At 57.7% G+C, this 12,164-nt stretch carries 12 protein-coding genes and 1 pseudogene; 4 read left to right on the forward strand and 9 right to left on the reverse strand.

Translation table 11 applies throughout. The features are described 5' to 3' along the window. Positions 1-46 precede the first annotated feature (46 nt). Complete coding sequence (locus tag ACTJJN_RS15080; protein ID WP_003254615.1) at positions 47-1,291, reverse strand: putative porin; 1,245 nt, start codon at positions 1,289-1,291, stop codon at positions 47-49. 262 nt (positions 1,292-1,553) lie between these two features. On the opposite strand from ACTJJN_RS15080, the gene ACTJJN_RS15085 reads away from it, so the two are divergent. Further along, positions 1,554-2,681, forward strand: coding sequence for a GNAT family N-acetyltransferase (locus tag ACTJJN_RS15085; protein ID WP_003254614.1), 1,128 nt, complete (start codon positions 1,554-1,556; stop codon positions 2,679-2,681). 69 nt (positions 2,682-2,750) lie between these two features. Here the strand turns inward: ACTJJN_RS15085 and ACTJJN_RS15090 are convergent, their stop codons facing one another. From ACTJJN_RS15090 to ACTJJN_RS15105, 4 genes are all read right to left on the reverse strand, one after another. After that, on the reverse strand, positions 2,751-4,583 hold the full coding sequence (locus ACTJJN_RS15090; RefSeq protein ID WP_012051527.1) for an ABC transporter ATP-binding protein: 1,833 nt from the start codon (positions 4,581-4,583) through the stop codon (positions 2,751-2,753). Positions 4,584-4,645: 62 nt separating this feature from the next. Then, positions 4,646-5,203 carry a peptidylprolyl isomerase gene (locus ACTJJN_RS15095; protein ID WP_003254612.1) on the reverse strand — a complete coding sequence of 186 codons (558 nt, stop codon included), beginning with the start codon at positions 5,201-5,203 and terminating at the stop codon, positions 4,646-4,648. Further along, entirely contained in the window at positions 5,197-6,009 is an 813-nt protein-coding gene (locus tag ACTJJN_RS15100) for an alpha/beta fold hydrolase (protein WP_012051529.1), read from the reverse strand. Before ACTJJN_RS15100 ends, ACTJJN_RS15095 begins: the two co-directional genes overlap by 7 nt. 13 nt (positions 6,010-6,022) lie before the next feature. Further along, positions 6,023-6,946 (reverse strand): LysR family transcriptional regulator, encoded by a 924-nt coding sequence (locus tag ACTJJN_RS15105; protein ID WP_003254610.1) that lies wholly within the window; start codon positions 6,944-6,946, stop codon positions 6,023-6,025. A gap of 48 nt (positions 6,947-6,994) precedes the next feature. On the opposite strand from ACTJJN_RS15105, the gene ACTJJN_RS15110 reads away from it, so the two are divergent. The 3 genes from ACTJJN_RS15110 (at position 6,995) to ACTJJN_RS15120 (ending at position 9,152) form a co-directional block, all read left to right on the forward strand. After that, positions 6,995-7,309, forward strand: coding sequence for a hypothetical protein (locus tag ACTJJN_RS15110; protein ID WP_012051530.1), 315 nt, complete (start codon positions 6,995-6,997; stop codon positions 7,307-7,309). 112 nt (positions 7,310-7,421) lie between these two features. Further along, complete coding sequence (locus tag ACTJJN_RS15115) at positions 7,422-8,021, forward strand: FMN-dependent NADH-azoreductase (RefSeq protein ID WP_003254608.1); 600 nt, start codon at positions 7,422-7,424, stop codon at positions 8,019-8,021. A gap of 255 nt (positions 8,022-8,276) precedes the next feature. Further along, complete coding sequence (locus ACTJJN_RS15120; RefSeq protein ID WP_003254607.1) at positions 8,277-9,152, forward strand: carboxylate/amino acid/amine transporter; 876 nt, start codon at positions 8,277-8,279, stop codon at positions 9,150-9,152. 41 nt (positions 9,153-9,193) lie between these two features. Here ACTJJN_RS15120 and ACTJJN_RS15125 read toward each other — a convergent pair. The 4 genes and pseudogenes from ACTJJN_RS15125 to ACTJJN_RS15140 form a co-directional block, all read right to left on the reverse strand. Beyond that, positions 9,194-9,390, reverse strand: a pseudogene (locus ACTJJN_RS15125) (mechanosensitive ion channel family protein); the annotation flags it as partial. Positions 9,391-9,474: 84 nt separating this feature from the next. Then, positions 9,475-10,800 (reverse strand): ATP-binding cassette domain-containing protein, encoded by a 1,326-nt coding sequence (locus ACTJJN_RS15130; protein ID WP_014755714.1) that lies wholly within the window; start codon positions 10,798-10,800, stop codon positions 9,475-9,477. A gap of 2 nt (positions 10,801-10,802) precedes the next feature. Beyond that, positions 10,803-11,519 (reverse strand): DUF6875 domain-containing protein, encoded by a 717-nt coding sequence (locus ACTJJN_RS15135; RefSeq protein WP_041167296.1) that lies wholly within the window; start codon positions 11,517-11,519, stop codon positions 10,803-10,805. Between the two features lie 124 nt (positions 11,520-11,643). Beyond that, complete coding sequence (locus tag ACTJJN_RS15140) at positions 11,644-11,829, reverse strand: hypothetical protein (protein ID WP_139139796.1); 186 nt, start codon at positions 11,827-11,829, stop codon at positions 11,644-11,646. Between the last annotated feature and the right edge of the window lie 335 nt (positions 11,830-12,164).

Below are 12,164 nucleotides of genomic sequence, written 5' to 3' on the forward strand. Positions count from 1 at the left end.
TGGGGTCGGCGTTTCCCGCTTCAAGTGAAGCAGAGCAGGGTGTTGCTTAGAACTTGGCTTCCAGGTCTACCTGCAGGGTGTCGACGTCAGCATTGCTGTTCGGCAGCTGCGACAGGTCGGTCTTGGCCATCAGGTAGGCAGCACCCAGGGAGAAGTTCTTGTCGATCTCGTAACCGACCTTGAACTTATGACCGCGCGAACCGGTGTAGCCGTTGCCGAAGTCCGAATCGGTGAACAGGCTGACCACCGCGTTACGCTGCACATCGCGGTAGTTGTAGTCCAGGCTCCAGGCACCCATTTTGGTTTTCAGGCCAGCCAGCCAGGCCTGATCTTCGCCGTCGGTGCTGTCGGTGTTCTTCACGTACTGGCCATAGGCCGACAACGGAATGGCCAAGCCAGTGAAGTCGATCTGGCCAAAGCCTTCCACCAGATTGAACTCGTTGGTGGTGTTGCCGAACGACTGCAGGATGGCGGCTTCCTTGTCGTTGTCGTAACCATAGATGCTGGCACCCACGGTGAGCTTGAGCACGTCGGCCGGCGCGAACTTGGCGCCCAACTGGCCGTGGTAGACCTGTGCATCGTGCTTGTACTGGACGCCGTCACCATCGACGTTGTCCTTCAAGGTGTACTGACCGGCGCTGGCAAACACTTCGGCCCCGCCCAGGTCAGCCTTGTAAGTGGCCGCCACACCTTCCGGGTTGATGTCGCTATCCCAGATGATGTCGCCCATGCTCACCCAAGGCTGTTGCATCTTGCCGCCAATCAGGTGCAGGTTAGGGACTGCAGTCGGGTGCCAGTCGAGGTAGGCCAGGTCGACCCACAGCGACTTCTTGTCGAAGTAGTTGTCGAAGCTCTGGTTGGTCGAACGTCGGTCAGCGCTGCTGCCAGTGGCGATACGAACCCCAGCGTCAACCTGCGGGTTGATCTCGCTGTAGAAGCCGACACGGGCACGTACTCGCTGGCGGTCCTGGTTGCCGCTGCTGCTGTTCGGATCGTCGACGTTGACGTCTTCGTAACGCAGGCGCACGTCACCCTTGATCTGGGTCTTGGCGGCCCATGCCACTTTTTGTTCAAAGGAGCTCATACGTTCGGACTGAGCTTTCTGGTCGGCCTTTTCCTTGGTTTCTTTTGCCAGGTCGCCCTGCAGTTCGTTGTACTGCGCCTGGTTGATCGAGCCATTGGCGCGGAGCATTTCGAGCAGCTTGGCGTCGACAGCAGCACTGGCCGGGGCACTCAGAGCCAGCATCATGCCGGTGAGGCTTACTCCGGTAAGTGTGGAAACAAGACGCATAAGGTTCTCCCTACTGAAAAAAATGGGGGAGGCTCAAGCGCCTGCCCCTGCGTTGGCATGTCTTCGGAAAGGGCCTGAATAGACAGGTTCTAGGGTTCCGGAAAACAGGCGCAAGTATTGCGGGGGCCAATGACAGATTAATGTCTGATTAGTGGCACTGTTGTTAAGTAATTGAGTATTAAAGGACCCACCCGGCGTTCGTCATTTGAGCGACGGGCCTTCCTTGGGGATACTGACGGTCTTCAGACAGCGAGCCGAAAACGTGACCAGCCTGTACAGCCTTGCCCACTTGCGTGATCTGCCGACGGCCACCTGGGATGCCCTTGTGCCAGCCGGCCAACCCTTCCTGCGCCATGCTTTTCTCAGTGCAATGGAGGACAGCGGCAGCGTGGCGCGCAACACTGGCTGGGCCGCCGAGCACCTGGTGCTGGAGCGTGACGGACAGGTACGGGCGCTGTTGCCCGCGTACCGCAAGTGGCACTCGTTTGGCGAGTATGTGTTCGATCATGGTTGGGCCGATGCGTGTGAGCGGGCCGGTATCGCCTACTACCCAAAACTGCTTGGCGCTGTGCCGTTCAGTCCGGTCAGCGGCCCACGGCTGCTGGCGGCCGATCCGGCTGACGGTTTGTTGATGCTGCAGGCCCTGCCGGAGTATCTGGGCAAGGGTGGGCTGTCCGGAGCGCACATCAACTTCACCGACCCGGCGCTGGACGCGCAGTTGGCGGGCCTGCCTGGGTGGATGGAACGCCTGGGTTGCCAGTTTCACTGGCAAAACCGGGGGTATCGCGACTTCCAGGACTTTCTCGACAGCCTCAGCTCGCGCAAGCGCAAGCAGATGCGCAAGGAGCGCGAGCAGGTGGCGGGGCAGGGTATCGACTTCCGCTGGTACCGCGGTGATGAACTGGACGAGGCACAGTGGGACTTCGTCTTTCTGTGCTATGCCAACACCTATGCGGTGCGCCGTCGTGCCCCCTACCTGACGCGCGAATTTTTCAGCCTGCTGGCCGAGCGCATGCCCGAGGCGGTGCGCGTGGTGATGGCCCGCCAGGGTGGTCGTGATGTGGCCATGGCCTTGAGCCTGGTGGGGGGCGACAGCCTGTTTGGCCGCTACTGGGGCTGCCTGGATGAGTTCGACCGGCTGCATTTCGAGACGTGTTTCTACCAGGGCATGGACTTTGCCATTGCCGAGGGTTACCAGCGTTTCGATGCCGGGGCACAGGGCGAGCACAAATTGATACGCGGGTTCGAGCCGGTGTTGACGCGGTCGTGGCATTACCTGCTGCACCCAGGGTTGCGGCGGGCGGTGGAGGATTTTCTGCTGCAGGAACGGGAAGGGGTCAAGGGGTATGCCGAGGAGGCGCGGGGGATGTTGCCCTACCGCCGGGACTGAGAGATCTGTGTTGCCTGTGCCGGCCTTTTCGCGGGTAAACCCNTTACCCGCGAAAAGGCCGCACAGGTGTCAATCGACCCCGACAAAGCCTCCGGTCTGGTGATGCCACAACCGGGCATACAGCCCTTGCTGCTCCAGCAACTCACTGTGGCTGCCACTCTCGACAATTCGCCCCTTGTCCAGCACCACCAGCCGGTCCATACGGGCAATGGTGGAAAGCCGGTGGGCAATGGCGATTACCGTCTTGCCCTGCATCAGCGTCTCCAGGCTTTCCTGGATCGCCGCTTCCACTTCCGAATCCAGCGCCGAGGTGGCCTCGTCCATGATCAGGATCGGCGCGTTCTTCAGCAGCACCCGTGCAATGGCGATACGCTGGCGCTGGCCTCCCGACAGCTTGACCCCGCGTTCGCCCACATGGGCATCGAAACCGGTGCGGCCCTGGGCATCCGAAAGCTGTGGGATGAACTCGTCAGCCCGCGCGCGGCGCACAGCTTCGTGCAGTTCTGCATCGCTGGCACCGGGGCGGCCGTACAGCAGGTTTTCGCGGATCGAACGGTGCAGCAGCGAGGTATCCTGCGTGATCATGCCGATCTGTGCACGCAGGCTGGCCTGGCTCACCTTGGCAATGTCCTGGCCGTCGATGAGGATGCGCCCACCCTGCACGTCGTACAGGCGCAACAGCAGGTTGACCAGGGTCGACTTGCCTGCCCCGGACGGGCCAATCAAACCGATTTTCTCGCCCGGGCGGATGTCCAGGTTGAGCCCTTCTATGACATTGGTGGCCTTGCCGTAATGGAAGTCGACGTCATCGAAACGCACCGCGCCGCGGCTGACCTTCAGGGCCGGCGCATTGGGCAGGTCGGTGACGGTGACCGGCTGGGCGATGGTCTGCAGGCCGTCCTGCACCATGCCGATGTTCTCGAAGATGCCGTTGACCACCCACATGATCCAGCCCGACATGTTGACGATGCGGATCACCAGGCCAGTGGCCAGGGCGATGGCACCCACGGTGATCAGCGATTGGCTCCACAGCCACAGGGCAAGGCCGGTGGTGGCAACCACCAGCAGGCCATTGAGGGTGGTGATGACCACGTCCATGCTGGTGATCACCCGGGAGGCCAGCTGGGTTTTCTCGGTCTGCTCGCGGATTGCCTCACGCGCATACTGCTGTTCGTAGTCGGTATGGGCAAACAGCTTCAGCGTTGCGATGTTGGTGTAGCCGTCGACGATACGCCCCATCAGCTTGGAACGTGCGTCCGAAGACACCACCGAGCGCTCCTTGACACGTGGCACGAAGTAGAACAGCGCGGCAATGTAGCTGACGATCCACGCCAGCAGCGGCAGCATCAGGCGCCAGTCGGCCTCGGCGAACAGCACCAGCGAGGTGATGGCGTAGATCAGCACATGCCATAGCGCGTCCACCGCCTGCACGGCGGAATCGCGCAGCGAGTTGCCGGTCTGCATGATGCGCTGGGCAATACGCCCGGCGAAGTCGCTCTGAAAGAAGTTCAGGCTCTGCTTGAGCACATAGGTATGGTTTTGCCAGCGGATCAGGCTGGTCATGCCGGGGTTGATGGTCTGGTGCACCAGCAGGTCGTGCAGGCCGAAGAACAATGGCCGCAGCAGCAGAATCACCACCAGCATCCAGATCAGCTCGCCGCTGTGCTCGCTGAAGAAGTTGGCATTGGGCGTACCCTGGGCCAGGTCGATGATGCGGCTGAGGTAGCTGAACATCGCCACCTCGATCAGCGAGGCAACCAGGCCGACCACCAGCAGGGCCACGAAGCTGGGCCACACCTGGCGCAGGTAATACAGGTAGAACGGCCACACCGTGCTCGGGGGGGCTTCGCTCGGTGCCTCGCGGAAAATATCGATCAGTCTTTCGAAACGGCGGTACAGCATGGGCGACAACACTCCTGTTCGTCCGACCTTCAGGCGGTTTCACATCCTTGTGAAGCCTGCGGTCAGTCGATACGTTTGGCGGACTTGATATAGACCGGATCGGCCGGTACGTCGCGCATGCCTTTTTTGATCGTGGTCGGCGAGTTGACGATCTGGTCGACCACCTCCATGCCCTTGGTCACTTTGCCGAACACGGCATAACCGGCGTCGCGGCCCGGGTTGAGGAAGTCGTTGTCGGCGACGTTGATGAAGAACTGGCTGGTGGCCGAGTTCGGGTTGGACGTGCGCGCCATCGACAGGGTGCCGCGGGTGTTCTGCAGGCCGTTGCTGGCCTCGTTCTTGATCGGGGCCTTGGTATCTTTTTGCACCATCTGGTCAGTGAACCCACCGCCCTGGACCATGAACCCCGGGATCACGCGGTGGAAGATGGTGTTGTTGTAGAAGCCGCTGTCGACGTACTCCAGGAAGTTCTTGGTACTGAGCGGTGCCTTCTCGGCGTTCAGCTCGATTTCGACCTGGCCGAAGCTGGTGTCCAGCAGGACGTGCGGGGTCTTGTCGGACGCCATGACACTGGTGGCAAAGGCGACCGAGCAGGCGGTGAGCAGGAGTTTTTTCAGCATGGGCTCAAAGATCCTTGAGAGGTGGAAGCGGCTGCGAGGAACTGCAGCAGGGTCTGGTTGAAGACCTCGGGTTGATCGAGGGGTGTAGCGTGCCGGGAATCGTCGACGACGACCAGCCTGGCGTTGGGTATGAGGGCGACATAGCGCTGTTTCAGTTGTATCGGCGTGTAATCGTGGTCGGCGGCGATCACCAGGGTAGGACAGTGAATCTGCCCGATGCGTTCCTGCACGCCCCAGTCGACGATGGCGTCGAAGCTTTTCAGGTAGGCGCGTTTGTCATTGCGCGCCCAGCGCTGGGCCATCTTCTGCCGCAGGTCTGCTTGTTGTGGTTTGGGGAACAGCCGCTCGGCCAGCCCCTTGCCGACGGCTTCGACACTGAGCACACGCGCCAGGCTCCAGCGCTTGAACCACCATAGCCAGTCACTGCGGGTGCGACGCTTGACCTCGGGGGCGCTGTTGACGATGCACAGGCTGCGCAACCATTGAGGGTGGTCGACGGCAAACTGGAAGCCGACCATGCCGCCCATGGACAAGCCGACGAAGTGCACCGGGCCTGTGTGCAAGTGTTCGAGCAGGGCCAGCAGGTCGGCACTGAAGGTGGCGATCTGGTAACCGTCAGCGGGTTTGTCGGAGCGACCGTGGCCGCGGATGTCCATGAGTATCACCCGGTAGTGGCGGCTGAACAGCGGCACCTGCAACTCCCAATCCTGGCAGCTGGAGCCCAGGCCGTGCAGCAACACCAGGGGTTCGCCCTGGCCATATTCCTCGTAATGCAGCGTGCATCCTTCGTGTTCGAAATAGGCCATGGGCGCGGTCCTCTCAGGCTTGTGGGGGGGCTGCGAAGGGCACGTCCAGTGGCGCGGTGTCGAAATTGCGCAGCAGGTCGATGAGAATCTGCGTGGCCGGGCCCAGGGTCTTCTCTTTGCTCGAATAAAGGTAGAACAGTGGATGGCGGCTGCCACCCTGATCCAGCGGCAATGGCTTGAGCACGCCTTCGCGCAGTTCGCGCTCGATCATGTGACGGGGCAGCCAGGCAAAACCCAGGCCGCTGCTGACGAAGGTGGCGGCGGTGCCCAAGCTGCCGACGGTCCAGCGCTGCTCGGCGCCCAGCCAGCCGACGTCGCGCGGTTGGGCGCGGCCAGAGTCGCGGATCACCACCTGCAGCTGGCTTTCCAGGTCCTGGAAGGTCAGTTCGCGTCCCAGGCGGTGCAGGCTGTGCTCGGGGTGGGCGACGGCGATGAACTCCACTGCGCTCAATTCGGCGCCCAGGTAGCCGCCGATGCTGTAGCTGCTGATGGCCAGGTCGGCGATGCCTTCGTGCATCACTTCCTCCACGCCAGACAGCACTTCTTCACGCAGGCGTACCCGGCAGCCGCGGCTTTGTGGCATGAATGCAGCCAGCGCGCGTACCAGACGGGCGCTGGGGTAGGCGGCATCGACCACCAGGCGCACCTCGGCTTCCCAGCCCTGTTCCATGTGGTGGGCCAGGTCTTCGAGCTGGCTGGCCTGCTTGACCAGGTGGCGCGAGCGGCGCAGCAGCACATTGCCGGCCTCGGTCAGCACCGCCTTGCGGCCATCGATGCGCAACAGCGGGACGCCCAGTTGCTCCTGCATGCGGGCCACGGTGTAGCTGACCGATGACTGCGAGCGGTGCAAGGCCTCGGCGGCCTGGGCAAACCCGCCGTGATCGACCACTGCTTGCAGGGTTCGCCACTGGTCAAGGGTTACGCGCGGCGCTTTCATCTTTCGCTCCTGTTGTCCTAAGCTGCGCTCTTTCAAGGAGAGCGGCCCATGAAGAAATGTTGTGCGGCAATACTGATGTGCCTGCCCCTCGGGGCCATGGCTTATCCCATCGATGTGGAGAAGGAGCTGACCGGGGTCAAGCTCGACTACACCGCCTATGACACGGCCTATGACATTGGCGCCATCACCCTCAACAACTATGGGCAGGTCCCGGCTGCATGCAAGGTGACCTTCCGCAATGGCCCGGAGGCACCGCGGGTACGCCGTGTGAACGTACCGGCAGGTAAAAGCGTCGATGTCACTGCCAAATTCAATCGGCAAATCATCAAACTGCGGATCGCCTTGAACTGCAGTGCGGAATAAACGGATTAATCGATAGATTGGACCCACTTTTTACGCTTTTTTATCGATAGGTCAAGCCTTAATCTCACCTCCATCGAATCGCACCCTTTTTTGCCGATGGAGGCACCCCCCCATGTCCCGCGTACTGATCATCGAAAGCAGCGCCCGCCAGCAGGATTCCGTTTCCCGTCAGCTGACCAAGGACTTCATTCAGCAATGGCAGGCCGCTCACCCGGCCGATCAGATCACTGTGCGCGACCTGGCAGTAAGCCCGGTTCCCCACCTGGACGCGAACCTGCTGGGTGGCTGGATGAAACCCGAAGAACAGCGCAGCGCCGCCGAACTGGAGGCCCTGGCCCGTTCTAACGAGCTGACGGATGAATTGCTGGCTGCCGACGTACTGGTGATGGCTGCGCCCATGTACAACTTCACCATCCCCAGCACCCTGAAAGCCTGGCTGGACCATGTGCTGCGTGCCGGCATCACCTTCAAATACACCCCGACCGGCCCGCAAGGCCTGCTGACTGGCAAGCGCGCCATCGTCCTGACTGCCCGCGGCGGCATCCATGCGGGTGCCAGCAGTGACCATCAGGAACCGTACCTGCGCCAGGTCATGGCTTTCATCGGCATCCACGATGTCGACTTCATCCATGCCGAAGGCCTGAACATGAGCGGCGAGTTCCACGAGAAGGGCGTCAACCAGGCCAAGGCCAAGCTGGCAGCGGTGGCCTGAGGCTTCACGAATTCCCAAACCTGACACCTGTTTTTGCTCCTTTGGGTGTACCTGCCCGGCTTGTATGGCCGGGCTTTTTTATGCCTGGGGTTTTTTGGTGGTCAGTGCCGGCCTATTCGCTCGCCGGAAGATATGCAGGTCCCTGTGGGAGCGGGCGTGCCCGCGAAGAGGCCGGTACAGCCCCTACATTCCTCATGGTTGAACTTCTTCGCCGCAACCCGCTAAGGTCGCCGCCTTGATTCACGAGAGGCAACCATGGGCTACCTGATAATCGTCGCGCTGATCCAGGCGTTTTCCTTCAGCCTGATCGGCGAGTACCTGGCCGGGCACGTCGACAGCTATTTCGCAGTGCTCGCCAGGGTGCTGCTGGCCGGCCTGGTGTTCCTTCCGCTGACCCGCTGGCGCCAGGTCGAGCCACGCTTCATGCGTTCCATGCTGCTGATTGGCGCGCTGCAGTACGGCATCACCTATGTCTGCCTGTACCTGAGCTTCCGCGTGCTTACCGTACCGGAGGTGCTGCTGTTCACGATCCTCACGCCGCTACACGTGACCTTGATCGAAGATGCCCTGAACCGGCGCTTCAATGCTTGGGCGCTGGTGGCCGCGCTGGTCGCCGTGGCCGGTGCTGCCGTGATCCGCTTCGACAGCATCAGCGGCGAGTTTTTCATCGGCTTCCTGCTGCTGCAACTGGCCAACTTCACCTACGCTGCCGGCCAGGTGCTGTATCGTCACCTGGTCGCTCGCCACCCCAGCGACCTGCCACACTACGCCCGCTTCGGTTACTTCTACCTCGGTGCCTTGCTGGTGGTGCTGCCGGCCTTCCTGCTGTTCGGCAATACCCAGCACTTGCCGAGCACTGACGTGCAATGGCTGGTGCTGTTGTTCCTGGGGCTGTGTCCGACGGCGCTGGGGCTGTACTGGTGGAACAAAGGTGCATGCCTGGTTTCTGGCGGTACGCTGGCGGTGATGAACAACCTGCATGTGCCGGTGGGGCTGCTGCTGAACCTGTTGATCTGGAACCAGCACGAGCCGCTGGGGCGGCTGTTCATCGGCGGGGGGATCATCCTGGCGTCGGTGTGGCTGAGCCGCCTGGGTGGGCGCGCACAGGCGCCGCTGGCTGGCAAGGCCTGACTCGCCCTTTGATCCGGGGCTGCAGGGCAGCCCCGGCAATCTCAAGCCTCGCTCATATCTTCAATGCGACGCGGCATCGGCTCTGCCGCCGTGCGCCCGGCCAACCCCACGCGCATGTCATTGCCACTGGGCTGCTGGTACAAGCTCAAGCCAAACTCCGGCAACACCGCCAGCAGGTAGCGAAGATATCCCCCTGGATCCGTTCGTAATCCGCCCACACCGTGGTGGTGAAGCAGTAGAAACATCGCTGTAAACACGCTGAAAAAAAGGGTGCTGGTTTTACACATTTGTTTTTGGATGCAATCTCCATGGGAGCTGAAGTTTAGCGTCTATGCCTGGCCTCAATAACCACAATATTCTTTGCCGCCGAATCAAGAATAGCATTGAAGCGGCTAATGTTATCTAAATCTAAGTTGGCATCCCATTCGTCTAGCATTACGATTGGCGGTGGTGCGGACAAAACTTTCTCAATTTGTAACAATCTTCGCTCACCCGTGGAAAGATTGTTTTCCAGCTTAACAAATTGCGCCTCGGGCGTCATCAGGAGAGCGTCATGTACAGCAGCTTTAATTCGTTTAAGGTAGGAGGATTTTCCTGATCCGTTATTTCCGCTAAGTAGATAGCGACCCACTGTTGTTGAGCCGTTTTTTAGTTGGTCTAACAGTTCGGAAGGCGTAATGCTCTGAGAGGAGTTGCATTCTTCAATCTTGATGTTGCTCAAGTTCATGGAGGAAAGGTTTTCATGCTTTTCAAGTTCGGAAGCGAAACGGTAAAGGTTTCTCATTTTAGTACGAACCAAGAGGAGTTGACTAAAATAAATGCTCAAGGAGTGAATGTTCCCGAATACCTGCAAGCTTCTTGGTAGCATTGCCACCAAAGCGCCTATGTTTGCGGCAGTGATGATGTTTGGAGTCTGAATGGTCGCGGCTACAATAATGGTTGCAAGAGCAATAGGCAAACATGCAATGAACTGTTCTAGTAAAACGTATCTATTTACTTCGCCAAAATACGAACGCGCTTTTTTTTCTAAAGATTCAAAGCTATCTGCTTTCATTTTTCGGCTGCCTAAGGTCGCTGAGTCCCAAGTGAGCTCAATGGACAATAGCGCATCAAGTCGCTTTCGCTGCATGTTTCCGGCAGTATGCTTGATTCTGTTCTTTAAGATGCTCACTAATGCGGCAGATATTAAAAGTGAGATCGAAATGGCTATCGTAATCTCTAAACCGGTCGTGAAATAAAACACAGCTAGCGTCATGATCACATTCAGGCATGTCGATATTAACCCAACGTAAAAACCACAAGCATGTGTAATAGTAGAAGACGCCTCCCCGCTGATCCACTGCGCTAGACTTTTTTTGTTTTTATCTGATGCGTATCGCATGTCACTAGAGGCTTCACGTAGCACAGACTTCGTGTAGTTAAGCCATATGGCGTTTGCCGCTTTAGTAACATATATTGAAGACATGGAGCTCACAATATACGCAGCAAGCGCAAATCCAAAAAAAAGAGAAATGTAGCGTAAAATCAGCGTTAAATTACCATCGGCTAGCGTAGTCCCGGCCTTGGCAATGAAGTACGTGGAAAATGCAAGTAGGGTTTGCTGTGCAACAGCAAAAAAAATAGCAAGAACAAAGCTTCTGTCTTTCATGCTCAATTAATTCCTAATGCGAGCAAGGTACATAAAGCAACCGAGGCGCTCAATATGACTAAGGCTACAGTGTTTTTCATTCTGGTTTTTGCGTAAGCGTTCCTCAAAGCTTTTGCTTGAGCGAGCTGCTTGCCTGTGAAGCCCTTGCCATCATGGGGGCTGAATTTATTTATGAATGAGTCCAAAAACCCTATCTTTTGTTTGATGTTATAGTGATCAGGATTGAGAAATAATAAGTCCTGGGACGTGAGATCTCTAAGCACCAACGTGGGGGTGGTAGTTCTAAGGGGGAAATAGCTATTGGAATGCAAGCTTGGAGCTGGGCTGTCTTTGTATAGTGCGCCTATCATCAACTCGCTTTTTATACAAATCGGCTTCGCCTCGATGTGTATGCGAAGAAGGCGGCTAGTATCTAGATCTGGTTCGAAGAGAATTATAATGGCGCCCGGGGTTTTTCTTGCTCGCGCCTTATAGAATGTGATGCAATTCTCAATCAGTGAGATAATTTCTTGATCTGATCGGCGCTTTTCAATGCAAGAAAAATAAATCTCATTCGACAATAAAGCCTTTGGCATGAACGGGCACATTACCCCCTTTCTATAAGGGTGGGGCCCAGTTAAAAAGGTTTCTAAATAAGGCTTGATATTGTTATAGGCTTCAATTACGAATTCGGGTGCCTCAGCGGGAGGTGGCTGCTGGATCGTCCATAAAAATGTCATATCTTCTTCCTTGAAGCAATGAAACCCCTTTCAAGTTGGAAAGGGGTCTACTGTAGCCGATCAGTATTCTGACTCAAATTCAGTGAATTTGAGATTACAGGTAATCTAACTGCTTAGAGCTTGTTTACCAATTCCAGCCACCACTACCGCAGATATGAGCCCAACCTGGGGAGCATGGCGGATTAGCAAGGTTAAAAAGAGCAGATTTGAGTTTCTTGAGTAGGGTCTTTGGGCTTGCGTCGGCAAGCGTCATCCCCTTGTGCTCCGTTGTAAAAGCTTTAGACAAGGGATTTGAATAGTCGATTTTCATAAACACTCCATGTGAATGATAATTGAATGCATCAAGTAATGATGCGCATTCAGTATATAGGTGTTTAATCTGGGTTTTGATCTTAAATTTCGATGTTTTTTTTGATATTGAACATTTAAGGAATCAGAAAAATCGATATATAGTGGGGTGAGAGGTATTTTCTTGAAGCAAGCACGTTCATGCTGGTGCTGGCCACCACGCCGTGCGGCCTCGGTATTGCAGGGTGCATTCCTGGCAGAAAGCGTGGGGGTGCGCAAGCCAGCTCGTGGCCACTGGTGGGCTTGAAGCTGGTGGGGCAGCCGGCGCTGACTTGGGTGCTGGCATACAAGGTATTC

Origin of the sequence: Pseudomonas sp. 22515 (assembly GCF_052044625.1) — a bacterium.
Classification (GTDB): Bacteria; Pseudomonadota; Gammaproteobacteria; order Pseudomonadales; family Pseudomonadaceae; genus Aquipseudomonas; species Aquipseudomonas alloputida.

What these genes read in the sequence shown, in the direction of transcription:
- ACTJJN_RS15110 (WP_012051530.1), top strand. Translation starts at nt 6,995, where the DNA reads ATGAAGAAATGTTGTGCGGCAATACTGATGTGCCTGCCCCTCGGGGCC.
- ACTJJN_RS15120 (WP_003254607.1), top strand. Translation starts at nt 8,277, where the DNA reads ATGGGCTACCTGATAATCGTCGCGCTGATCCAGGCGTTTTCCTTCAGC.
- ACTJJN_RS15140 (WP_139139796.1), bottom strand. Translation starts at nt 11,829, where the DNA reads ATGAAAATCGACTATTCAAATCCCTTGTCTAAAGCTTTTACAACGGAG.
- ACTJJN_RS15080 (WP_003254615.1), bottom strand. Translation starts at nt 1,291, where the DNA reads ATGCGTCTTGTTTCCACACTTACCGGAGTAAGCCTCACCGGCATGATG.
- ACTJJN_RS15130 (WP_014755714.1), bottom strand. Translation starts at nt 10,800, where the DNA reads ATGAAAGACAGAAGCTTTGTTCTTGCTATTTTTTTTGCTGTTGCACAG.
- ACTJJN_RS15095 (WP_003254612.1), bottom strand. Translation starts at nt 5,203, where the DNA reads ATGCTGAAAAAACTCCTGCTCACCGCCTGCTCGGTCGCCTTTGCCACC.
- ACTJJN_RS15135 (WP_041167296.1), bottom strand. Translation starts at nt 11,519, where the DNA reads ATGACATTTTTATGGACGATCCAGCAGCCACCTCCCGCTGAGGCACCC.
- ACTJJN_RS15115 (WP_003254608.1), top strand. Translation starts at nt 7,422, where the DNA reads ATGTCCCGCGTACTGATCATCGAAAGCAGCGCCCGCCAGCAGGATTCC.
- ACTJJN_RS15090 (WP_012051527.1), bottom strand. Translation starts at nt 4,583, where the DNA reads ATGCTGTACCGCCGTTTCGAAAGACTGATCGATATTTTCCGCGAGGCA.
- ACTJJN_RS15100 (WP_012051529.1), bottom strand. Translation starts at nt 6,009, where the DNA reads ATGGCCTATTTCGAACACGAAGGATGCACGCTGCATTACGAGGAATAT.
- ACTJJN_RS15105 (WP_003254610.1), bottom strand. Translation starts at nt 6,946, where the DNA reads ATGAAAGCGCCGCGCGTAACCCTTGACCAGTGGCGAACCCTGCAAGCA.